Consider the following 24802-nt stretch of genomic DNA (forward strand, 5'->3'; position numbering starts at 1 on the left):
TGGAACAAAAAATTAGAACAAAAGTCAGGACAAGCTGCAAAACTCATCCGTAGTCAGCAGAATTTCGCCATAATCGGGTACCCAGGCCAACCATGCGTCGGTGGAATATTGGCAGAGCAGCCAAGCTTCATCAAAACTAAAGGCCGTAGGCGGGTTGAGCAGTTTCACCCAGGTAGAAGGCTGGAATTGAGACGGAGTAACCGTTTGTCGAAAACTTTCCCATGCCAGATTACTCAGCGGCTGACGCGGAAGCTGACAGGCAGGATAGGTAACTGGATTGGGCATAACACGCTCCTAAAAAGCGAATCGACGGTAAGAGGAGTTAAAACCAAACGACAAAACAAGACCTCAACCGGTCACAACCCAACTGCAACCGCTCAAAGCCTTAAACATTCTGTAGTTTATGATACGGTTTTTCGGAATAGCCTCACCATTTTGGCGGAGATTTGTTTTAGAAGTTTACATTTGGGAGGTAGGAGGCAGGAGATATACAAATCTGGCTGGTTAGACGTTCGTTCTGCCGGAACTCTCATTTGTGCCCTATCAGAGCTTTAACTACTAGACGGAAGTCCCGCGCTCACCCCTCACCGCTCGGCTGATTTTTCTGGCCCCATGGGGGCAGTGCGCTCGCGTCGAAGCCCCTCACCCCTCACCCCTCGCCCCTCACGCTTGGTCGGTGGCAATGCGTTTGACGTAGAACCCGTTGGGTTAGTCGCCTTGAGCGGGCAGCCTAGCTTCCTGCCGAGACTGAGAAGAACTAGTATTGCAAAGCATACATCAAACCATTCACAAACATAAGCATACTGAGTATTGTGCTCAATTGTTGATTACCGCTGTGGTTAGCGTCATTCACTCGATTGTCTGAGGCCGATACGCAATTGACTAATCACAAACTCCAGCACTTAAGAGAAAATTATGTTTAATAACTAAAATTTATATAATTTGCGCATTTCAATTCTCCTGGTTTATAGCTAACCTATTGATATAACCACTCAGGTATGAAGTTTGAAACACTATGTTTTTACCAACCCGTGTTACACCAGCTAGCCGTCAAGCCTTTGATTTATTGCAGCCGCTTCGCCAATGGTTGAACCAACTGGAGATTGGTAATGCTGACATTGCTCAGTTGATTTGTCGAGTCGTTCCGGCCCAGTGCCCATTTGAACGCAGTCTGCAATTCAGGGGCCGTACTATTATGCGAATTCCGCCCCTATGCAAACTAAATCCCCTCTATGATGAAGTTGTAGGATTGCGATTTCGGGCGCTTTGCTATTTGGCCGATGTTTGCGGGAAGTTTGATGAACATAGAAAGCAGGAGGGTTGCTAAGCTTGATAATCCAGCCTAGGACTTCATAAAAAATCTACACCGGATCTGCAACCCGAATCAAAGCATAATCATTACTGATCTTTTAAGAGTGGTAACAAAACCTTCTCAAGTATAAAGCTGTATAGAAAAACGCAACAAATCAATACACCGATTCAGCTAAATATCTATCCTGGAGCATAGCTACTGAGCTGCTTTTCGCTTTACAACAGAGTGAAGTTGAATCAATGCAGGTGTAAATGGTTTTAGATAAACCGAATTCGAAGTGGACAGAAGATGTTTATGTCTTTCCGGCCTCGTTTGCTCAACAGCGGTTGTGGTTTATCGAACAACTGTTTCCTGAAGCATCGCTATACGTGATTCCTCTTGTATTCCGGTTAACTGGAACGCTACAGCGCTGGCCGCTACAGCAGAGCATTCAAACCATTGTTCAACGGCACGAAACTCTCCGAACTCAGTTTGACTTAGTAGATGGGCAACTGGTGCAGGTGATTGCGCCTGAGCTGCTCCTGCCGCTCCAATTCACTGATCTACGCGCTCTACCCGCAAGCATTCGCGAAGCTACTGCCTTTGAGCAAATCTGGCAGGAGATTCAACAGCCATTTCCCCTCAACCAAGGTCCGCTGCTGCGAGTTCGATTATGGCAATTGCAGGATACAGAACATCTATTGCTACTGGCTCTGCATCACATTATTTTTGACGAGTGGTCCAGTGGGGTACTGATTCGGGAGTTCGGCGAACTGTATGGGGCTTTGGTAGAAGGCAAGCCTATTACTCTACCGGAACTGCCGATTCAATACGCTGATTTTGCTCACTGGCAGCGGCAATGGTTGCAGGGAGAAACACTCAATGCTCAGCTCAGCTATTGGAAGCAGCAGTTGCAGGATTTGCCAGTGCTAAATTTACCTGGTGCTCAAACTTGTTCGTTAGGGCAGAAGCAGGAGCATCGCGGGGCGAGCCAATTGCTAGAATTGCCCCAGCAGCTACTGGATGCCCTAGAGGAGCTAAGCCAAGAGGCTGGAGTGACCTTGTTCATGACTCTGCTAGCAGCCTTTCAGACGCTACTGCATCGCTACACCGGACAAACTGATATTGTGATTGGCTCCCCGATTGCCAATCGCCAGCGCAGCGAACTCGAAGGCTTGATTGGCTTTTTGGTAAACAGCTTGGTATTGCGGACTGATCTAGCTGGTAATCCCAGCTTTCGTGAGCTATTAGAGCGAGTGCGACAAGTCACGTTAGCTGCCTATGCCCATCAAGATTTGCCGTTTGAGAAGCTGGTCGAAGAGCTGCAACCCGTGCGGAATCTGACGCAAAATCCCCTGTTTCAAGTCGTATTTGCGCTACAAAACACACCAATGGAGCAGCTCGTGTTACCTGGTTTAGTGCTCAGTCCGGTGGAATTAGAGACCAAAACGGCGCGGTTTGATCTGGAACTATACCTCTGGAAATGTACAGATAACTTTCGCAACCTATGGGGCAAAGGATGGCGACAGACTGACGGGTTACGGGGTGTTATCGTCTATAACACCAATTTATTTGATGCAGCTACTATCACATCACTATGTAACCATTTTCAAACTTTGTTAGAAAATATTGTAACGAATCCAGATACACCTCTCTCGGCTCTGTCTCTATTAACGTTGGCAGAACAACAAGCGTTGATACAGCGTTGGCATAGCAATCAATCTCCCTATCCTACGGTTAGTATTCATCAGCAGTTTGAATTTCAGGTGCAACAAAATCCAACCGCAATTGCAATTCAATTTGGCAGTCAACAATTTAGTTACGAAGCACTGAATCAAGGTAGTAATCAGTTAGCACGCTATCTACAACGCTTAGAAGTTGATACTGGTGCGCGAGTAGGAATCTGTTTGGAACGCAGTGGAGAGGCGATTGCGGCTATGCTGGCAGTCCTGAAAGCAGGAGGAGCCTATGTGCCGCTGGACCCCAGCTATCCTCTGGAACGGCTGCAGTTTATGCTGAAGGATGCCGGAATTACTGTGGTGCTCACCCAGCCTGCTTGGGTTGAGATCTTGCAAGCCTCCGAAACTATCGTGGTTTGTTTGGAGCAGGAATGGTATGCGATTGCTCAAGAGTCGGCTGAGAATTTGTCGCTTCTCTGTACAGCCAACCAGCTCGCTTATGTGATGTACACCTCTGGCTCAACTGGAACTCCTAAAGGCGTGATGGTACCGCATCGAGCTGTTAACCGTCTGGTGTGTGCAACTGATTATGTGCAAATCCAACCCAGCGATCGGATAGCCCAGGTTGCCAACCTCGCCTTTGATGCCGCTACATTTGAAGTTTGGGGAGCCTTACTGAACGGTGCCCAATTGATTGGCCTGGAGCGCGAGATCACCCTATCTCCCGCTAATTTAGCAATCGAGTTGCAGCAGCAGCAAATCAGCATTCTGTTTCTCACCACCGCCTTATTCAATCAAACCGTCAGCCAAATGCCTACCGCCTTTCAATCCCTGCGATATTTGCTGTTTGGCGGTGAAATGGTGAATACTGAGTGTGTGCAATCAGTGCTGCAACAAGGTAGACCTCAACATCTAATTCACGTCTACGGACCGACTGAAAACACAACCTTTTCCACCTGGTATGAAGTAGAAAACATTTCAGAGAACGCTATAACCATTCCGATTGGTCAAGCTATTGCTAACACACAAGTTTATCTGCTCGATGAACAACTCAATCCAGTTCCAGCCAACGTTAGCGGTGAAATATATTTAGCAGGTGAAGGATTAGCCCAGGGATATTTGAATCGACCAGAGCTGACTGAAGAACGGTTTATTAGGTTTGAGTGTTCAGCTTTGAGTACTCAGTTAACAGCCCAACCCTCAACCCTCAACCCTTCTGCTACGGAGATACTACGTGTTGGCGGAGCCAGCCAGAAGGACGTACAACCTTCAAAACTTTATAAAACCGTTTACAAAACCGGCGATCGCGCTCGTTATCGCGCCGATGGAAATCTAGAGTTTTTGGGTCGGACTGATCATCAGATCAAGATTCGTGGCTTTCGGGTAGAGTTGGGTGAAATTGAAACCGTGTTAACGCAACATCCTATGGTGCAATCTGCGGTGGTTGTGGTGCAGCCGCTAGCCAGGGATGCGTCTACCGCCACTCCAGGAGATCAGCAGTTGATTGCCTATGTAGGGTGCTCAGCAGCTATACCAACCGAGCGAGAACTCCGAACATTCCTTAAAACCAGATTACCGACCTACATGGTACCCACTGCCTTCCGGGTACTAGATCAGCTTCCCCTCACAGCCAACGGCAAAGTAGATCAGAAATCACTACCGCCCCTCCACTGGACGACACTGAGCGAAAACCGCGCTACCACTGCCCCGACTACATCTGTAGAAGCTGCTCTCGCTGAACTCTGGTCACAATTGCTGGGTCGAACCCCAATCGGAATCGATGACAACTTCTTCGAACTGGGCGGACATTCCCTGTTGGCAACTCAATTGGTTTCGCGCATCCGCGATCGATTTCAGGTGGAATTGCCTCTGCGTCGCGTGTTTGAAGCTCCCACCATTGCTGAACTAGCACCCACGTTAACATCTCAGCTACCATTCCCTTGGCCGATACCAGATGTCTCAACAAAGCATAGACAAGTACCTACTTCACACCAGCGGGAGGAATGGGAGCTATGAGGTATTCAACCATTGCTGAATTTGTCTCCCACCTCAACAGCCTAGATATCCAACTCTCACTTACCGGTGAACCCAATGCACCTCCAGATCAGATTCGCCTGCACTGTAGCGCTGCTTCTGGCAGCCTCACCCCCGAACTGCGCCAAGCACTCATCGACCACAAAGCCGACCTAATCGCCTACCTTCAAACCGCAACCAACCCAGGATCATTCTCCTCCACTTCCTCCACCTCCACCTCACTGCGGGCACACTCCACGCCCCCTTGTCCCACCTCCCACCATCCTCTCTCCTTCGCTCAACAGCGTTTGTGGTTTCTCTATCAGCTGACTCCCAATAATCCCTTCTACAATGTGCCTGCGGCAATTCGCCTCAGGGGAAATTTAGATCAAACGGCCCTAGAGCGGGCGTTTAACTGCATTGTCCAGCGACATGCAACCTTGCGCACCAGATTCGTTGTCCGCGATGGAGAGCCAGCCCAGATTATTCTGAGTAACGTGCAAGTCGATTTTTTAGCTGTAGATTTGCACATGGTACCGAGTCATGAACGAGACCAAATTAGCCAACAATTAGCAGCGGCTGAAGCACATCATCCCTTCAATCTAACGGTCGATGCACCTCTACGAGTGTCGTTGCTGCAATTTGAGCCAACTGAGGCGCTGTTGCTGCTAACGATGCATCACATTGTGGCTGATGGTTGGTCCATTGGCGTGCTGATCCAGGAACTGGCTCACTTTTACGCTGCACTGGTAGAAGGCCGAACCCCTAGCTTGCCTGCTTTACCGATTCAATACACCGATTTTGTTTACTGGCAGCACAGTTGGCTACAGGGAGAAGTTTTGGAGCATCAGCTCGCGTACTGGCGCAATCAGCTACGAGATTTGCCGATGTTGAATTTGCCAAGCGACCGGCCTCGTCCTGCGGTTCAGACCTACCGAGGCGCAACACAGCCGCTGCAAATTTCTCCCAGCCTGACCCAGCAGTTAGTCAGCTTGAGTCAGCAAGCCGGAGTGTCGCTGTTTATGACTCTACTAGCGGCCTTTCAAACCTTGCTACATCGGTATACTGAACAGGATGATATTGCCGTTGGTGTGCCGATTGCGAACCGCCATCACAGCGATTTGGAAGGATTAATCGGCTTTTTTGTAAATAGCTTGGTGATGCGATCTGACCTATCAGGCAATCCGACATTTCGTGAGCTATTGGAACGAGTTCGGATCACTGCCTTGAAAGCCTATGAACACCAAGATTTACCATTTGAGAAGCTGGTTGAAGCCTTAGATCCGGAGCGAGACCTTAGCCATAATCCGCTGTTTCAAGTTGCCTTTGCTCTGCAAAATGCCCCAGTGCAAGCCCTGGAGTTGTCGGGGTTGAGGCTAGACCCCGCACCTTTAGAGACCGCCAGCACCCGCTTTGATTTGGAGATTCACCTGTGGGAACCAACTCAAGGATTGCGGAGCCTCTGGCAGTCTCAGGACGGTTTGAGTGGTTTTATCTCCTACAGCACGGATCTATTCGACAGTGACCGCATTCACCGATTGATCGGCCATTTTCAAACTTTATTGGCAGGCATTGTGGCCAATCCTGAGTCCCGTCTATCAGATTTACCGCTGCTTACACCCCTCGAATATCAGCAAATAGTTGCCTGGAACCAAACCGAAACTCAATCCACCAATCTGTACTTTCATCAAATCTTCGAGACTCAGGTGCAACAATCCCCAGAGGCAATTGCGCTTGTGTCTGAATCAGAATGCCTTACCTACAGAGAGCTAGACGAACGAGCCAATCAGCTAGCCCAAATTTTGCAGCAGATGGGTGTTCAGCCCAATACCCTGGTAGGATTAGCGGTGGATCGCTCTGCCGATATGATCATTGGAATTTTAGGAATTCTCAAAGCCGGAGGAGCCTATGTCCCTCTCGATCCCAATTATCCTGAGGAACGGCTGCACTTCATGCTAACCGATACCCAGATTCCAATTCTGCTGACCCAATCTTGGTTAATTGCATCCTTACCTACCTGCCAAGCAAAACTCCTTTGTTTAGATCAACTTTCTTTAGAGCAAACCTTTGGTTTTCCCACCTTTTCCAGCTCCTCAATTCCTTTCCCCCAGCATCACCCTGTTAGCGCAGGCAACTTTGCCTATGTTATCTACACTTCTGGTTCCACAGGTATTCCCAAAGGCGTTCTACTGTCCCATCGGGGTTTATCTAACGTAGTGCAAGCTCAGCAGCAACTCTTTGATATCGGACCCAATAGTCGAATTCTGCAATTTAGTTCTCTCAGTTTTGATGCTTCTGTTTTTGAAATTGCGCTTGCCTTCGGTTCTGGTGGCACACTGTACATTCCACCCAAATCAGCTCAGCTACCAGGAACAGCCTTAGTGCAATTTCTTCAGGACCACGCCATTACCCATGCCCTGCTCACCCCAGCTGTGCTAGCGGTTCTACCGGCAGTCGAACTGCCAGCCCTGCAAGTTTTAATTACGGGCGGAGAAGCCTGCTCTCAGCAAATCCTAGATCGCTGGGCCACAAACCGTCGCTTCTTCAATGCCTATGGGCCTACCGAAATCACGATTTTTGCCACTGCTGCCGAGCTGCATCCAGGCGATCATGCCTCAATTATTGGCCGTCCGATTGCAAATACACGTTTGTATATTTTAGATGCCCATCTTAATCCGGTTCCGATTGGCGTTCCTGGTGAACTATATATCAGCGGGGCAGGCGTAGCAGAAGGATATTTGAACCGACCCGAGTTAACGGAGGAACGGTTCGTTAGTTTAGAGTGCTCAAGACTCTACAAAACCGGCGATCGTGCTCGTTACCGTAGCGATGGCTCAATCGAGTTTCTGGGCCGGGGGGACACTCAGGTCAAAATTCGCGGATTTCGAGTCGAAATGGGCGAAATCGAGGCAGCCTTACAGCGCCATCCCGCAATCCAAGATGCGGTTGTGATTGCTTCCGCCGCCGGTACGAGTGAAACGCGCCTGATTGCCTACTTTAGCCTCGATCTAGCCAAGCTCAATTTGAGTCAGCAAAGTACTGAATGCCCGCAGCGGCAACTTGCTGTTGCAGAGCCGCTCCAATCTCAGCAACTCCAGTATTGGCGAACGCTTTATGATCAAACCTATCAGGCCAAGGAGGGCAGTCAGGAGCTAGGAGCCAGGCTTCCCAGAGCGTCAGCCGACGGGAGTCAGGAGTGGCGAACCCTTTCTGAGCAAACGGGTCAAGCCATAACTGAGAAAGCTAGGAATATAGGATTAGAAATAAAGCAGGACAAAGAGCAGGATCAAACAGCTATACAAACTGGAGAAGCTGATTTTCAATCTGATGCAAAATTCGATATTACGGGTTGGAACAGCAGCTATACTGGAGAGCCAATTTCCTCAGACCAGATGCAAGAGTGGGTCAACGATCGGGTCCAGCAAATTCTGGCTCTTCAGCCCAGGCGAGTGCTGGAAATTGGTTGTGGAACTGGACTATTACTCTTACCGATTGCACCTCAGTGTCAGAAATATGTAGGGACCGATTTTTCTCCAGTTGTGTTGCAGTCGCTTCAGCACCAGCTAGACAGACTCGATCTGCCCCAAGTTGAACTGCTGCACCGCACGGCAACTGATTTTGATGGGATCGATGCGGCCTCGTTCGATCTGGTAATTTTGAATTCGATTGTGCAGTATTTTCCAAGCAGAGAGTATTTGATGCAAGTCCTAGAAGCAGCGGTGCAGGCTGTCGCGCCAGGGGGACATGTGTTTGTGGGCGATGTGCGTAGTTTACCGCTGTTGACCGCTTTTCATACCTGGATGCAGTTTTCTCAGGCCGATGGCAGCATGGAACGAACTCAACTCCAGTCCCAAGTTGAACGGTCTCAGTTTGAGGAATCTGAACTGGCAATCGATCCCCGCTTCTTCTATGCTTTGTCTCAGCGATTTCCCCAAATTCGGCAAGTGCAAGTTCGGCTTTCACGCGGACGTAGCCTCAATGAAATGACTCAGTTTCGCTATAATGTGTTGCTGCATGTAGCAGAGATTCAAGAAGGCTGTAATCGGGTGCAATCACCGGCTGCGCAGCATAACTGGAAACTTTCCTCTGTCCGCGTTGCAGATGTTCAAGCGTTACTCGCTGAGACGAAACCAGAGACCTATCTAATCACCAATATTACGAATAGTCGAGTCAGCTATGCTATTCAGACAGCAAATTGGTTGTACAATCCAGCCCTAATAGCATCAAGGACCGCCCCGAAAACAGTTCTAAAAACAGTTGGGCGGATGCGAGAGTGGCTGCAAGCAAATTCCGGGAATCATTCTGAGAATTATGCTGAGAATTATGCTGAACTGGGAATTAACCCGGAGGATTGGTGGAACCTGGAAACACTCCTGCCCTATAGGATCGAAATTACCTGGTCTGCTCAAACCAACACAGGTGACTATGATGTACTATTCATTCGGCATGGAGTTGAGGCAACGATTGATTTCCCTTTGGCTGAGATACCTGATCGATTCTGTGATGCCTACACAAACTACCCACTTCAGTCACAATTGGCGCGCCAACTCGTGCCCGAACTGCGCCAATCCCTGAAACAAACCTTACCGGATTACATGGTACCTGCTGCCTTGATGCCGTTGGCAACGCTGCCTCGCACGACGAATGGTAAAGTAGACCGTGCCAAAATCATTACGCTGTATGAAACTGAGGGAACAGCACCTAATGATATCCAGCCAATAAATTCAGCTGCAATCGCTGCACCTACTTCAGACCATCCAGTATTGTCACGAGCAGAAGCGATGCTAGTAGATATATGGAAAGAACTGCTGCATCTCAAGCAAGTGAATACCTCTGATAACTTTTTTGAGTTGGGCGGCCATTCCCTGCTGGCAACGCAAATGGCTTCTCGCATCCGGGATCTGTTTGATGTAGAATTACCGTTGCAGAGTGTGTTTGAAACACCGACAATTGCCCAACTCGCTGCTCTGCTGGAATCTCGACGGGCTACAACCGCACCCTTGCCAATACCTCCCCTGGTACGGTTGGATCGCTCGCTTTATCGCCGTAAGGCCTCACACTTTGCAACTCCTCAGAATAGGGAAGAAGGGCAGGATGAGCAACCATTGATCTCTGACCAGCTGATCTCTGACCAGCCAGCTGCCAAAACTGCAACAGCTTCGTCTCCGCTAGTTGCCTTGACGCTCGGTGGCAGTCAGTCTCCTTTCTTCTGTATACACCCTATGTTTGGGGTTGTGTTTCCCTATTTGGAACTGGCCCATCATCTCGGACAGCAACGTAGCTTCTATGGCTTGCAATCCGTGGGCTTGAGCGGCAACGCTCCACCGCTTAACCGGATTGAAGCGATGGCAGCCTATTACATTGAGGCAATTCAAAGGCTCCAGCCTCATGGCCCCTACTACTTGGGTGGGTGGTCGTTTGGAGGGCTGGTTGCCTTTGAGATGGCGCAACAGTTAACCCAAGCCGGCCAGTCAGTGGGTTTGCTTGCTATCCTGGATACTCCAGCCCCCTGTTACCAACCCTCTTTTTCTCAAAGTCTTAAGTTTCTGTTGGGTACAGCCCTTTGGTCAGGTCTGCCATTTTTACTGAACTACGGGGCCATTGCCACCCAACGCTGGCAGTCCCAAGCTTGGCTGTCTCGCTGGCAGTGGGCGGCGATCACTCGTTTACTTCCCCAATCCCGGCTACGGTTATTGGATGAGTCTGCCATTGTACCAATGCTGCGAATTTTCTATGCCAACGCCCAAGCTGCCTACCGCTATGTGCCGCAGCATTACCCTCACCGGATCACCGTATTCAAAGCTGCTGAATCCGTAGATAAACTGCGGTCCGATCCGATGCTTGGTTGGCAGTCCTTAGCGAACGATGTTCAACTGCATTCGGTGCCGGGAAATCATCTATCCTTGCTGCAACCACCCCATGTACAAGTGCTGGCGGAAAGACTGGGACAATGTCTGGCGGAAAACCCATAGGCTTCTACTGACTGGCTTGCAGCGCCGTCTTGATTGCCTGTTCTCGCTGGGGATCGGCTCCCGCCGCGTAAGGGAGAACAGCTGAAACTGGGATATCGGGAACCACGCCTCGTCCTTCCAACCGTTGCGTTCCGTCCAATAAAACATCTGCTACTGCCACATACAGGGCGCTTCCATCCGGCATCAAAAACGGACGACCGGCCACTACAGCACCGGCAGTTCTAGAACCAACAACCGGACCAATTTTGTATTGCTGAAACGCATAGGCGAGAATTTCCTTGGCACTGCGGCTCTCTTGATTTACCAGCATCACAACCGGCTTGTTCCAGTGAGATGGCGTTGTAGCCCGCAGGTTTTGCCGGGGGACAATATTAGTGATGCTAGGTCCCCGGCCTGTAAAGAAATTCAGCACTGTGGGTGAGGCTCCTCCCCAGCCGCCGCGTAAATCCAAAACAAAAGCATCCACATCCTTCAATCGCCCATAAAGTAACTCGTCCTCTAGCTGTTGCTGATACTGATCGCCGGCATAGGACCAGAGGTGCATATAGCCAATTCTGCGATTTTGTTGTTCAATCACCTCGGTGCTGGCAATCTGCGCATCCAGAAACATCGTGGTGGCCTCAAACTGTTTGGGCGCAACGGTCAATGTTTGTAAGCTGTCTTGACTAGCGGTACGCTGAATCACCATCTCAACTCGATTGATGCCATGATCAAAAGACTGAATTGGATGAAACGGACGCCCCGCTACGCTCACGATCCGATCGCCTACCTGCAAGCCGGCAGCAGCGGCAGGGCTGCCCTCCAGCACACCGCTAACAAACGTTTCACCGTCCAGGGTGCGGGTAAAAATGCCAATACCGGGATAGGTGATCTTGCCATCTGGGAAAAAGGGTTGGAGCTGATCCTGTAAGTCAGACGATCTGGGCTGAAAGATGCCCAAAAGCTGATAATAGGCTGGCTCTTCGGGAATGTAGAGGCGGGTATGGGAGGTATTTAATTCTGCCAACATCGTGTTGATGATCGCAGCCGCTGCTTCACGAGTATTGACCTGTTGGACTTGGGGTTGATACTGTTCCCGCAGCGCCGACCAGTTGACGCCATTGAACTCAGGATCATAAAAGTGCTCGTTTACCGTCTGCCAAACTTGCTCAAATAGCGTTACAGCATTGAAGCCGCTGGCCTGATTGGCGGATGAGAGACTGCCGGAATATAGATGCAACCCAATCGTGATCAGGACTGCCAGAATACCTGAAGCCACAGATAGGCGGGAAATTTTTCGATCTAAAATTTTCATGTTGATTTTGCTAGTGTTTTGCTGGTGTAGAGGCATGTAGTGCAGTTCAACTTCAGTACTTCAGACGGTGCTGCCCTGTCTTAGTTTCGAGTCTGATCACGGCAATTGATAGCCCGTTGCTAGCGTCCGATAAGCTGCGATTTGCTGCTGCTGCCACGCTTCGTCTAGTCCTAACTCTTCGGCTAGAAGAGCAGCCACCCGAGGAGCAGATTCCAGACTTGCAGCCGCATCCAGGATCAGAGCGCGCGTTCTCCGAGCCAAGATATCTTCAACCGTGCGAGCCATTTCATAGCGGGCAGCCCAGCGCACTTCGGCCTCAGTGTAGGGGAATTGGGGATGTAGCAATTGGTCAGCGCCAGAGAGAGTTTGGATTTGAGCCGCATCGGTGCCGTAAACATCCCAGGGTGGTACAGCAGGGGTTAGGGTCCATCCATGCAGGTGTAGGGTTGCGGTGATCGAGGGTTGGGGCGGCAGCTTGCCTTGCTGAATCACCTGATCGATCACGTCTTCGCCCATTTTGCGATAGGTTGTCCATTTGCCGCCGGTAATAGTTACTAGGCCAGAGTTCGAGCAGCGAATTGTGTGTTCTCGCGATAGGGCAGCCGTTGAAGTGGTATGGTCGGCTTTCACAAGAGGACGCTGACCCACAAACACACTCAACACATCGGCTTTTGTCGGAGCCGGATCGAGATAGTGGGCGGCGGTTTGCAAGATAAAATCAATTTCAGCCTCCAGGGGACGCGGCTCGTATTCTGGTTGCTTCACTGGCGTATCGGTGGTGCCGAGCAGCGTTTTGCCGTGCCAGGGCAGCGCAAACAGCACCCGCCCATCGGCAGTTTTGGGAATCATCAGGGCGCTGTTACCGGGTAAAAACCGTTGATTGACAACCAGATGCACCCCTTGGCTAGGAGACAGCATCTCCTGCGCCGTAGGATCATCCATCTGCCGAACCGTATCGACAAACACTCCTGTGGCATTGACGGCAACATTTCCCTTCAGCGCAAAGGTTTCTCCAGTTTCAGCATCCTGTACCTGCACACCGGTAATCTGTCCTGCGGTTTTGCTGAAGCCAATCACGGGAGCATAGTTGAGGGCAAGGCCGCCCAAATCCAGCAGTGTTCGCAGCAGGGTGATGGCTAAGCGCGCATCATCAAACTGACCATCGTGGTAGAGTATGCCACCGCGCAGACCGTCCTGCTTGAGGGTTGGCAATTGTTCCAGAGTGGCTTTGGCATTGAGCCAGCGGCTAGAGCCGAGGCTGAGCCGTCCGGCCAGAAAATCATACAGCTTCAAGCCAGCCCCATAGAAGAGCTGCGACCACCAGGTATAACCCGGCACCACAAAGGACAAATCTTTGACTAGATGGGGTGCATTCCGCCGTAACACTCCTCGTTCGTACAGCGCTTCCCGCACTAGCGGCAGATTGCCCTGAGCCAGATAGCGTACCCCCCCATGCACTAGCTTCGTTGAACGGCTAGACGTGCCCTTGGCAAAATCATACTTTTCCAATAGCAAGGTTCTGTAACCGCGACTGGCAGCTTCCACGGCAGTTCCCAAGCCAGTTGCACCACCACCAATTACGATGATGTCCCACGAGCTGGGCTGCCGCAATCTGTTCAAAACGGTGGGTCGGGTGAGAGAAGTCATATCAAATCCGGTTGATTAGCCATAATTTCTGGAGCGGCAGTGCTCAGTTCGCAGGAACTATCGCCCGTACAATATCAGCATTTTAACTATGGCCATTTCGTCGGATCTGACGGGATGCCTGATTCTCTATTTCAACTATAGCCATCGCCACAACAATGTCCTATCTCTTCTGGCAAACCCTATAGGATCAATATTGGAGATCTAATAAAAAGGGTGCAGAGAGGTTTCTCTACACCCTTGTCAACTTCAGCTAACTCAAACTAGCTAACTCAAACTTGAGACATCAGACTCAGGAGCCAAATCGACCTGCAGTGGATGCCAGGAGAAAGGCCGCATAGGTGAGAATGTAGCCCACCGTGAAGTGAGTTAGCCCCACTAGCCAGCCTTGAACGATGGACAACGCTACCGGCTTATCTTTCCAGCGCACCAAATTGGCCAGCGGCGTGCGTTCATGTGCCCACACCAGCGTTTCAATTAGCTCTTGCCAATAGCCCCGCCAAGCAATCAGGAACATGAAACCCGTCGCCCAAACCAAGTGACCAAACAAGAACATCCAGTCCCAGACTGCTAAGTTGTTCATCCCAAACGGGTTATAACCATTGATCACCGGAGCGGAGTAGAGCCAGAGATAATCTCGCAGCCAGCCCATCAGGTAAGTCGATCCTTCATTGAACTGAGCTATGTTGCCCTGCCAAATTCCCAGGTGTTTCCAGTGCCAGTAGAAGGTGACCCAAGCAATGGTGTTGAGCATCCAGAAAGTAGCCAGGAAGAAGGATTGTTCCCAAGCAGCGGTTTGGCAGGTGCCGCCCCGTCCAGGACCATCGCAAGGGAAGGTAAAGCCAAAGTCCTTTTTGTCAGGAAACAGCTTGCTGCCACGAGCATCGAGGGCACCTTTGACACAAATTAACGTAGTCGTGTGCAGGCCTAGCGCAATCGCGTGGTGCACCAAAAAGTCTCCCGGTCCAATGGTGAGGAATAGGGAATTAGTGCCGCTGTTAATCGCATCTAGCCAGCCCGGTAGCCAGACGTTGCCGTGGTTGGGCCAAGCGGTAGAGGCAATGCTGTCTGGATTTGAGAGCAAGGTATCAAAACCATAGAGCAGCTTGCCGTGGGCCGCCTGAATAAACTGGGCAAATACTGGCTCGATCAGGATTTGTTTTTCTGGTGTGCCAAAGGCATTCACGACATCATTGTGGACATAGAGACCCAGCGTGTGGAATCCCAAAAACAGCGATACCCAGCTCAAGTGGGAAATAATCGCCTCTTTGTGCTTGATCACCCGATCCAACACGTTGCCCTGATTTTGCACCGGGTCGTAGTCGCGAACCCAGAAAATGGCACCATGAGCAAAGGCTCCCACCATCAAAAAGCCAGCAATGTACTGGTGATGGGTATAGAGAGCAGCCTGGGTTGTGAAGTCCTGCCCCATGAACACATAGGGCGTCATCGAGTACATATGCTGTGCCACCAAGGAGGTTGCTACACCCAGAGCCGCTAGGTGAATGCCTAACTGAAAATGCAGCGAGTTGTTGTAGGTGTCGTAGAGGCCATGATGCGGCAAATTAAACTGGCCTTCGCTTCTGCCGCCAAACAGTCCGGCTTTGGAGTCAAGCATCTCGCGGATGTTGTGACCAATGCCGAAGTTGGTACGGTACATGTGCCCAGCAATGATAAAGATAATTGCCAGGGCTAAATGATGGTGGGCCATATCCGTCAGCCAGAGGGACTGAGTTTGAGGATGAAAGCCACCTAAAAATGTCAGAATCGCCGTTCCTGCACCGTTGGCCGTGCTGAAGATATGCTCAGCCGTATCGGGATTCTGGGCATAAGCTCCCCAGTTGCCGGTAAAGAAGGGCCGTAAGCCTTCTGGATGGGGTGGTGTAGTCAGGAAGTTTCCCCAGCCGACATGCTGCCCCCGCGACTCAGGAATTGCAACATGCACGAGGTGGCCTGCCCAAGCTAAGCAACTAACGCCGAACAAACCTGCCAAGTGGTGATTCAGACGAGATTCAGCATTCTTAAACCAGGATAGAGAAGGCCGGAACTTGGGCTGGAGATGCAGCCACCCTGCAAACAAAAACACTGCCGCCAGCAGCAGTAGGAACACCGAACCCATCCAGAGATCGCCATTCGTTCGCATACCGATGGTGTACCACCAGTGATAAATGCCAGAATAGGCGATGTTGACCGGATAGGTTGCTCCTCCCTGCGTAAAGGCATCGACTGCCGCCTGACCAAAGTGGGGATCCCAAATCGCATGGGCAATCGGACGAATATGGGTCGGGTCTTTGATCCAGCGTTCAAAGTTACCCTGCCAAGCCACATGAAACAGCAGACTCGAAGCCCAGAGAAAAATAATTGCGACATGACCGAAATGAGACGCAAAAATCTTTTGATATAGATTCTCTTCCGTCATGCCGTCATGCATTTCAAAGTCATGAGCTGTCGCGATCCCATACCAAATTCGGCGAGTGGTGGGATCTTGCGCTAACCCTTGACTAAATTTCGGAAACTTTGTTGCCATATAGTTACCTCATCCCTAACAGCGCTTGGCGCTTGAATGGCGCTTGAAGAAATGCTCTGTCAGCTTTCAAGCGCATCAGGTATTGACTCAAACCAGGGTGAACGCTATTGCGGGCGCTAAACTTCCCTGCGCGGCACTTGATTGGCGTAAGGGCTACCCTGCATTCTCCGGTAAGGATTTTTCTAGCAATCTAGTTCTACTGATTTTCTACTGATTAGTCTTTAGCAACCGATGTCTCCAGCTTGGGGTTGAAGTATGCCTATCCCAAGTATGCCCTGCGCCATAAAGTGCCAGTTAGCTCCTTACATTAAACTGCGGCTTCTTTGCCCTCTCTCTACCTCTAGAATGAGAATTGCGTTGATTTCGCCGGTAGTTTATGTACAGCCTCAATACGTAGCCCAAATAGACTGAAAAGAATGTTCTTGTAACACTAAATTGCTTCATCTGATTTTATTCCCAAGAGAGAGGGTAGTTTCAAAGCATTTTGAAGTAATAGAAGAGAGGCTATATATAGATGAAAAAACACGTGCGTATATTTAGTTTCATATTCAACTTCAGGGTTTTGGTAGTAGCAGCACTGCTGAGTTCGCTGTTTGTGATGGCTATCTACTACGGGATTATCAATCCTTAAGGTGGAGAACAAGTAGAGAACGGGTTTGGAATTGCTGCTGTGACCTGTTGGCTCGATGGTGAGTATGAATTAGGCACGGAAATCAGGAGATGAAAGTATGCATTGGTTTTTTGCGTTTGCAGCATGGGGATTTATTTCAACAGCAGTGTGGAGCCTGTGGGCTATTGTTCGAGACACCATTAAACAGACAAAACAACTCCACCAAATTCCCTGCTCTAACTGTTTATTTTTTACAGACAGCTACTATCTTAAATGTCCAGTCCATCCTCATAGCGCTCTGACAGAAGAGGCAATTAACTGCCCTGACTATTTTTCATCACATGCGAATTACTCGGTGACCCCAACAACTGTTCCATCCCGTGCAACAACCCATGCAACTGCTAACCGCAGATGAATCTAACTTGCCAACCTTTTCCTTGGATTTTGGTAAAGGTTACCGAATGATAGATGCTGGTTGGTCGAGAAGTGGATAAGGTGATTGGAGTTTTTATGTCGGACTTATCGGACTAAACTGTTATGGATGCCTTTCCTCTCGTTGTTAACCAACAGCAACTCAAGCTGATGCAGCAAGCTGCGAATCAGGCTATTGCTGATTTAGAGAACCAAAAACAAGCTGGAGCATTTGACTCAAATGGCAGTCAGCAGGAAGAAAACCTGTTGACTTATGGAACTGATGATTATGAGTCAGCGCGTCAGCTGGTCCAGACTATTGAGCAGGAGCTTCAGTCAAAAGTACAGGCTTGGGAGGAAACTCCGGAAACCAACCAGCCTGTAGAAATTTCTTTCAATTCCTACCAAATTGGCTTAGTGCGAGCCAACCTGAAGCGAGTCATGCAGTCGCGCGCAGATGCCCAGCCTTCAGCCGATCAGTCTGAAACACAACTGCTGCAAGACTTGTTAGAGCAACTTCCTGAAGACAGTCCGCAAGAAGATGCTGATTAGGCTGTAGTTGCTTCCGTGGCAGGCCCCAAGAAACTGCCCAGGCACAGGAAGGTTACACTACACCAACGGGGCTAGATACAAGAGTTAAGGCGCTCTGGTAACAACGTCTGGCGTTCCTGAATAGGAATGATTGTTTGGAGTTTCGTTTCCTGCCAGCCTGCTAACTCCCTCATCTTTTAGCTCTGTCGTGCATCCTAGAAAGAAGATAGATTCACTTAGAATTTGCCGTTCATAAATTTCACAGCAACAAGGAAAAAACAATAAAGACCAGAGTAGCAAAAGCTATTCTCTGGTCTTTTCCCCTGTTATCGAACTGTTGTTATCAGCGTGGAATCAGCGTAACATTAGCGTCGGTAGTCTGGACGAGTTGTGGAAGCAGGGTCTACATCGGCTGGGTCACGATAGCGAACCCGCTCTTCTGGTTTACGAGCTAAGCCTGCTAGACCAAGCAAACCAATGAGTCCCAGCAATCCCCAGTCAAATCCATCGTTGTCATCTTCCACAGTTGTGGTGGTATCTGGAGAGGTGGTAGTACCCGTTGCCCCCGGAACCGTGGTAGTAGTTCCGGTTGTACCTGTCGTGCCGGTGGTGCCAGTAGTGTCTGGAGCAGTTCCAGTTCCGGTTTGAGCAGAACCAGAGAGGGCTAGAGGTGCTGTGAGGAGGCTCATCGCGATGGCACTGATCCAGAATGGCTTAGCGAGCTTAGATATTTTCATGAGGAAGTTCTCCTTGCTTCTACAGAGTAGAGATGATTTCTTACTGGTTAGTTGAGTACTCGTTTTTTGAGCACTTGCTGCCCATCTTTCGGGTCTAAGAGATGAGCAATCAATTGAAAAACAGACAGAAGGAATGGGATACTTTAGCTGCCAACTTTAGTTGCCAAAACTTTAGTCGCCAAAAAGATAACCCGGTTATTAAGGATGACTCAGTTGATTGAGTTAGTTGATTGGTTCTTGCTCAGAAGCTGGTGGACTTTAGCCGATGCAGCAATCCAACGGAATCGCGATTCTGCTTTTAGTTTGCGCTAGAAAATCCGGTTTCATATCTAACTTTGGATTTATCTACGCTAAGGTCAGAGCTATACCTAACTTTTGATATAGCCACCATTAACTAAAGCTGTATTCTAGGCTAAACAGTTTTAGCTGGATATGGAGCGATTGCCCTGGGTTGAGCAACAAAGGCAACCGCTTCATATTCCCACCAGTTTTCAAGTTAGCTTAGCCAACTGTCAGAGAGGCAACGTTAGCTTGCCACCTATCTACAGCCTTTTTCAGGCTAGTGAAGTACGAAAAACGGGGTGCTAGCGCCCCTGCGTGGGGGCGAAGCCTCCACACCCCCTACACCTCACATGAATGAAAAACGCTGTATCTGAGCAAACTGCTCTACTTTTTAGAGGATGACTTGGAAGATGGCTGCATCGGCTGGCCTTCCGGAATAGCATTAGTTCCATGTAAGCGCGGATCGCCTGGAGGCGGCAAATGCTCTTCGCTCAGGGGTTGGGGCTTGGCAACATACTGAAATTCGCCTTTGCCATCGGGGGTTTGCCCTTTGGCCCAGCGGCCCTCGCCACTCTCTTCGCCTTCGGAATGGTTCCAGAACTGATAGGCATGTTCGTTCTTGCCATATTCGTAAGCAACTTTGGGAACCACTACATCTTCAAAGCCTTCAGCTTGCAAATCTTCAATGGCTGCTAACCACTGGTTTTGATGCATCGTATCGCGGGCGATCATGAAGCTGAGGTGGTCTCTCACGCCTGGATCGTCGGTCATTTCATACAGTCGTACCGCCTGCATCAAACCCTGAGACTCGGCATGCAGATTAGAGCGAAAATCGGCCAACAGGTTGCCGCTGGCAACAATAAAGCGACCATTCCAGGGAAAGCCAACGCTATCAGCCGGCATAGCACCGCCACCTGACACAATGCCATGCTGCGGATTCATTGCAGCATTGATCGTGTCGGTAATCACTTCTCTGGGATTACTACCTCCCATCACGGCACCCACTACCGGATCTTTGGCACCATTCTCTTGCATTTTGATCGGTGCTTTATCAAGTAGATAGGCGATCATTGTAGCCAGCATCTCGACGTGACCGATTTCCTCAGTGCCGATGTCTAGTAGCATATCGCGGTATTTAGCAGGGCCTCGGCAATTCCAACCTTGGAAGAGATACTGCATCATCACAGTCATTTCACCAAAAGCACCGCCAACCAGTTCCTGTAGCTTTTTAGCGTAGGCGGCATCAGGCTTGGCAGGTGGAGTAAAATACTGCAACTGTTTTGCATGATAAAACATCGAAGTTACCTCAATTCAACTTCAAACAGAGCTTGGACAATGCTGCAAGGATGCCTGTGATAAGCAGGCAACAAAATAGAGCATTAGGTTTTCGCTACTTGCTTTTCTAACGTTTGAAAATAGTTGCTAAATCAACCGCAGGAGAGACCATAGGAAAACTCAATCCTAAGGGCGACTAAATGTTGAAATTGAGGAATTTTCGCTATCTCAATCTGAGTAAGCGAAGGTAAGAAGCAGTGTATTTGCGATCACCTGATTAATTCATTCAGAAGCTCGGCGGGGTTAGAGAATGCAGGCAGGAGCATACTGGCAGAGATGTCCAAGCCTTCGCTGCCCCCGAACCCCCAAGACTGGGGACTTTGAAGAGCTATGAGCGGGTTCCCCAACTTTGGCTACCGTGTATACCGATCTCGATCGCGACTCATTGCAAGGGGTGATCCCCCTTTTCTGAGATGCCCGCAGGGCTATAATCCCCCCTAAACCCCTACGGGGATGCGCCTTCGGCGTAGGATAAGGGGGACTTCAATCCCCGATTGGTAGGTGCTGCGCACAGGCTGTGCCTCTTCCCTTTTATTTAAGGGGGGTTAGGGGGGATCTTCGACTTGTGTGGACACCGTAGCCAACTTTGGGGGCTAGGGGGGCATTCTTGCACAGCTTCTGAATAGCTGGTTAAACTCCCCGCTTTCCCACCCAATTCTGGTAGGCATGGGTAAGCTGAATTTGTTCCCAAGTAGACAGTTTCTCCAGCTTTTTGATCGAACCTTGGATTTGCAAAAACTGTTCCAGCTGCTGTCTGGTTGGAAGTAGGGTTGTTTGGCTTGATGTAATTTGTTTCCTCATAGCTAACGGCACTGTAGGCTGTTGTGTTACGGAATGCGCTGTAGAAAAAAGATTATACGAAGACATAGGTGTTGATTCTTGTTTTGTAGTTGTTTTGCGATTGTTTTGCGGTTGTTTTGCGATTTTCAAACGTTGATTGAGCAAGTCTTTACTCAACCTGCTCCTGGAAGTCCATCAGGGCATTTAACAAGTCACTTGATGCACTCTCATGTCGTGCATTCTCATGGATACTATTCTATGTAGCATCCTATGTAACTTTGTAGCTTAAATAAACCTGTGCTAGGTCAGCCCTAGAATAGATTTAAACCTGCTTCAGTCCTTACTGTTCCCTCTATATTCGGGGAAAAGCTATGTCGGGGAAAAGCTATATCGAGAAAAAGACAGCACTACAGAGAGCAGAACACTGCTCAACGTCTTCCCTGAGTTTGTTTGAGCCAAGGGACACAGACAGACTGAAGGCTTTTCAGTTCACTTCAATAGTTAGCCCTGTAAAGGTTACCACATATGCCACCGCAAGCGCCACTCACGGTTATTAGTGGTTTAGACTATTGGCGATTTAATATTTGCTTTTCAGCTGTACGCTTGTTAGAGTCGTATCGGTCCTTATGATGCGGCTAATACAAGCTAATACAATCTTTATACTAACAAATTTTCTCTACTCCATGTAGGTTGCTCATGTAGGCTGCTACTGAGTACATGTTATACAAGCCCATTAGCTTGGGGTTGCATCAGGCCAGGACGAGATGCTGATGAACTTCTTCTACTGCAGCTTCCCTTGATCCAGACCTAATCCAAAGGCACAGCTACAGCTTTTTCCGCTCTGGTAAGGTACGAGGGGTGGGGGGCAAAGCTCCCACGCAGGGGCCGTGCCCCTGTACCCCATTTTTTGTACTTCATTAGCCTGGAAAAGGCTGGATCAATGACTTGAAATGACTTGAGCAGAGTCGCTAAGCAATACCTAGAAGAAGAAGCGAGTCCGCACGACACCGATGATCACATCATCGTTCTCAGCGTTGTGGTTGGGAGCGGTGAGCCAAATCACCCCTGGAGTAATATCGATATTGTCGGTGAGGCGATAGCGGTAGAAGGCTTCGATGTGAAGCGAGGTGTCGGGATCGGCTTCTCCATCGTTGACACTGCTGTCAATTCGAGCTAAGCGCGGTTCCATGCCCACGAACAGCCCGCCGATATTCCCTTCGCCACCCAAATCGGGGAACGATAAGCTACCGGCCCAAGTCCAAACATCGCCATCCCCACGCCCAATATAGCGATGATGGGAATAGCCAACCCAACCGCCAATCGCCAGCCAATCGGTGATATCAATTGTGCCGGAGATGCCATAGGAGTTGGTGACTACTGGACGGTCAAAGTCGCTATTGGCCAGGTTACTCCCCGTGGCTAAGCCAAAGTCGGCCTCAGTGGGGCTGTAGGAGTTGATGTAGGTGAAACCGAGGCGGATGCTGTCGCTGGGATAGACAATGACTTGCCCCAATGCTCCGTATTTGCCGTTAAACAAGCCGCGACCGGGGGAAGGATCTCCTGCATCTGGCACCAGATAGCCCAGGTTTAACTCGACTACATCGCCGAAGAAATGCCGGAGGCCAAAGCCTGTGCCGCCTGAGTAGTTGTAAATTGGGTTGCGCAATGCAAAGAGGGAAACGGCTGTGCCGTCTAGATAGGGCGTCAGCTGACTTGAGGCATCCAGATCCACAAAGCCGTTGCCTGTACCGGCGAGATAGATGTTGGTATTTTCGCCCACTGGAAACACATAGCGCAGCAAGGCCAGATTGACTTCATTCTCACTGTCGCCGTCAAATTCAATTCGGCCTTCGTTGGTGCCCAGAACACCGCTATTGGTGCCGCCCAGCGGCTCAACGTTGCTGGCCTGGAGCCGAGTTGTGAGCAGATCTTCGCCGGTGAAGCTGGTTTGCAGATTTAGCCGCACCCGATAGCCAAACGTCGGATTGCGGGGCGCATCTTCACCGTCGGCACTGTCGCCAGCTGCCACTCCAATCAGGCCAAAAATGGTCTCACCTTCGAGCTTGGTAGTAGTCGAGAACTGGTTGGCTTCTAGTTCGGCTGTGCGGGCTTCTAGCGTATCGACCCGTCCGCGCAGGGCTGTGAGTTCTGCCGCAAATTCTTCTTGCAGGCGTTGCAGCGTCGCCAGGTCTTCTTGAGTCGCGAAGTTGGCCGTGCTGGCCGCAATGAGTTCGCTGATCCGATCCAAACAGGCGTTGAGGCCGGCGGCGAACTCGTAGCGACTGAGAGCACGATTGCCGCGATAGGTCTGATCGGGATAGCCTACGATACAGCCATAGCGTTCTACCAAGGATTGCAATGCCTGATAAGCCCAGTCAGTTGGCTGCACATCGGACAACTGATCTACGGATGTGACCTGGCCGATACTGGAGGGAATTGACAAACTATTAACCCCAGCCCCTGTAGTTTGTGTAGTAGTCCCTGTAGTAGTCCCTGTAGTAGTCCCTGTAGCAGTCTCTGTGGCAGTTTCTGTAGTAACACTAGCTGTTGATTGCGCTAATTGTACGGATTCTCCTAGTTGCACTACCGGCATCCTGGTTTCTGTGGGGACAGGTTCAGGCAAGAGAGATTCTGACAGAGATTCCCCCAACGAAGCTGATAAGAAATCCGCGTGTCGCGAGGCAGCCACCGGGCTAACTGATTTGCTAAACGCTTCAGCAGAGGACTTTAGATCTACGGAAGTAGGCGCATCTGAAATAGCGTTAGCCGGAGCAAGGGCTACTGGAGAATTTGCCGCATCCAACTCAATTGTTGCAGCGAAACAGGGTAGTCCACCGATTAAGGCAAGCGAAGCACTCAGTAAGCATGAGTACTGTAACTTTAGAACTATCTTCATTTTTTGATTTAGCGATTTGAGGTAATTAGTGATTTAGCAGAAACGCATGAGTTGGAAGCCAATGAGGATTAGAATTAAGCAGATTAAAGCAATGATCTAGCATTAGAGCGCCTGCTCTCACTTAGCTCATACTTACTCATACCTGACCCATATCTGTACATTTATATGTACATTAATTTGTTCATCAAGCTGTGATCAAAAAATTGATACAGCATCAATAAAATATCAACCTAAACGCTCTAACTTAACTCAAAATACTATTAAGCATTGTGACAACTCAACCGTTCATAAGTGGTCTATGTACGATCCACAAGCGGCTGCAATTGAGGCAAGATTAGCGATTAGTTGATGAACCAAGAACCTATAGAAAAACTTGTTTGATCAAGTGGCACGGTCCACCCAATCAAGCTGCCTAAAATAGGCTCAGAATCCTCGCTTACGCTTAGGTTCTTAGGTATGTAAAACTTGATAAGAATCAGAGAGCAGATGTAATGCTTTTTCTTTGCTTCTAATGCAATTTATACTGCAATCTATACTGACCCTATATTGATTTTTTTTATTATTTCTCTATCTCAAGAGTGAATTGAATCTAAAGAAATCTTGCTAAATATGCTACAACCAGGCAAGAAACAGGTTATATTTCTTAACTTTTAGTCTATGTCTATTGATAGAAGTAATTGGAAAATTAATCATCGTAACTTATAGATTGTAGGGGCTTGTATCCATAGATATAAAACAGCGACGATGAAAAATTGTTAACACTTACAAACAATTTTTCTAAGTTTCATATATTGTGTTTG

At 49.4% G+C, this 24802-nt stretch carries 12 protein-coding genes; 4 read left to right on the forward strand and 8 right to left on the reverse strand.

Annotated features, from left to right (window positions below):
* Nucleotides 1–24 precede the first annotated feature (24 nt).
* Nucleotides 25–285 (reverse strand): hypothetical protein, encoded by a 261-nt coding sequence (locus tag HJG54_RS30120; protein WP_106406872.1) that lies wholly within the window; start codon nucleotides 283–285, stop codon nucleotides 25–27.
* Nucleotides 286–1015: 730 nt separating this feature from the next.
* Here HJG54_RS30120 and HJG54_RS30125 point away from each other — a divergent pair.
* The 3 genes from HJG54_RS30125 to HJG54_RS30135 all read left to right on the forward strand — a co-directional run bounded on the left by HJG54_RS30125 (nucleotide 1016) and on the right by HJG54_RS30135 (nucleotide 10955).
* The gene (locus HJG54_RS30125; protein ID WP_316436801.1) at nucleotides 1016–1327 is read left to right on the forward strand and encodes a Mo-dependent nitrogenase C-terminal domain-containing protein; all 312 of its coding nucleotides are present in this window, start codon (nucleotides 1016–1018) and stop codon (nucleotides 1325–1327) included.
* 236 nt (nucleotides 1328–1563) lie between these two features.
* Nucleotides 1564–4986, forward strand: a complete 3423-nt coding sequence (locus HJG54_RS30130; protein WP_316436802.1) for a non-ribosomal peptide synthetase — start codon at nucleotides 1564–1566, stop codon at nucleotides 4984–4986.
* On the forward strand, nucleotides 4983–10955 hold the full coding sequence (locus tag HJG54_RS30135; RefSeq protein ID WP_316436803.1) for a non-ribosomal peptide synthetase: 5973 nt from the start codon (nucleotides 4983–4985) through the stop codon (nucleotides 10953–10955). Before HJG54_RS30130 ends, HJG54_RS30135 begins: the two co-directional genes overlap by 4 nt.
* Nucleotides 10956–10959: 4 nt before the next feature.
* Here HJG54_RS30135 and HJG54_RS30140 read toward each other — a convergent pair whose 3' ends face one another.
* From HJG54_RS30140 to psaB, 3 genes are all read right to left on the reverse strand, one after another.
* The gene (locus HJG54_RS30140) at nucleotides 10960–12249 is read right to left on the reverse strand and encodes a S41 family peptidase (protein WP_316436804.1); all 1290 of its coding nucleotides are present in this window, start codon (nucleotides 12247–12249) and stop codon (nucleotides 10960–10962) included.
* Between the two features lie 96 nt (nucleotides 12250–12345).
* Nucleotides 12346–13896: a glycerol-3-phosphate dehydrogenase/oxidase gene (locus HJG54_RS30145; protein ID WP_316436805.1), complete on the reverse strand. Its 1551-nt coding sequence runs from the start codon at nucleotides 13894–13896 to the stop codon at nucleotides 12346–12348.
* A gap of 289 nt (nucleotides 13897–14185) precedes the next feature.
* A complete protein-coding gene (gene psaB, locus HJG54_RS30150) occupies nucleotides 14186–16420 on the reverse strand; it encodes a photosystem I core protein PsaB (RefSeq protein WP_316436806.1) in 2235 nt (744 codons plus the stop codon).
* 1147 nt (nucleotides 16421–17567) lie between these two features.
* Here psaB and HJG54_RS30155 point away from each other — a divergent pair.
* Entirely contained in the window at nucleotides 17568–17993 is a 426-nt protein-coding gene (locus tag HJG54_RS30155; protein WP_316436807.1) for a hypothetical protein, read from the forward strand.
* 344 nt (nucleotides 17994–18337) lie between these two features.
* Here HJG54_RS30155 and HJG54_RS30160 read toward each other — a convergent pair whose 3' ends face one another.
* The 4 genes from HJG54_RS30160 to HJG54_RS30175 form a co-directional block, all read right to left on the reverse strand.
* Nucleotides 18338–18709, reverse strand: coding sequence for a WGxxGxxG family protein (locus tag HJG54_RS30160; protein ID WP_316436808.1), 372 nt, complete (start codon nucleotides 18707–18709; stop codon nucleotides 18338–18340).
* 666 nt (nucleotides 18710–19375) lie between these two features.
* Nucleotides 19376–20287, reverse strand: a complete 912-nt coding sequence (locus tag HJG54_RS30165; RefSeq protein WP_316436809.1) for a manganese catalase family protein — start codon at nucleotides 20285–20287, stop codon at nucleotides 19376–19378.
* Nucleotides 20288–20956: 669 nt separating this feature from the next.
* Nucleotides 20957–21283 (reverse strand): hypothetical protein, encoded by a 327-nt coding sequence (locus HJG54_RS30170; RefSeq protein ID WP_316436810.1) that lies wholly within the window; start codon nucleotides 21281–21283, stop codon nucleotides 20957–20959.
* Nucleotides 21284–22085: 802 nt separating this feature from the next.
* Nucleotides 22086–23549 carry an iron uptake porin gene (locus HJG54_RS30175; RefSeq protein ID WP_316436811.1) on the reverse strand — a complete coding sequence of 488 codons (1464 nt, stop codon included), beginning with the start codon at nucleotides 23547–23549 and terminating at the stop codon, nucleotides 22086–22088.
* Nucleotides 23550–24802 lie beyond the last annotated feature (1253 nt).

This window comes from Leptolyngbya sp. NK1-12 (assembly GCF_032598965.1).
In the GTDB taxonomy this organism is placed as follows: domain Bacteria; phylum Cyanobacteriota; class Cyanobacteriia; order Elainellales; family Elainellaceae; genus Elainella.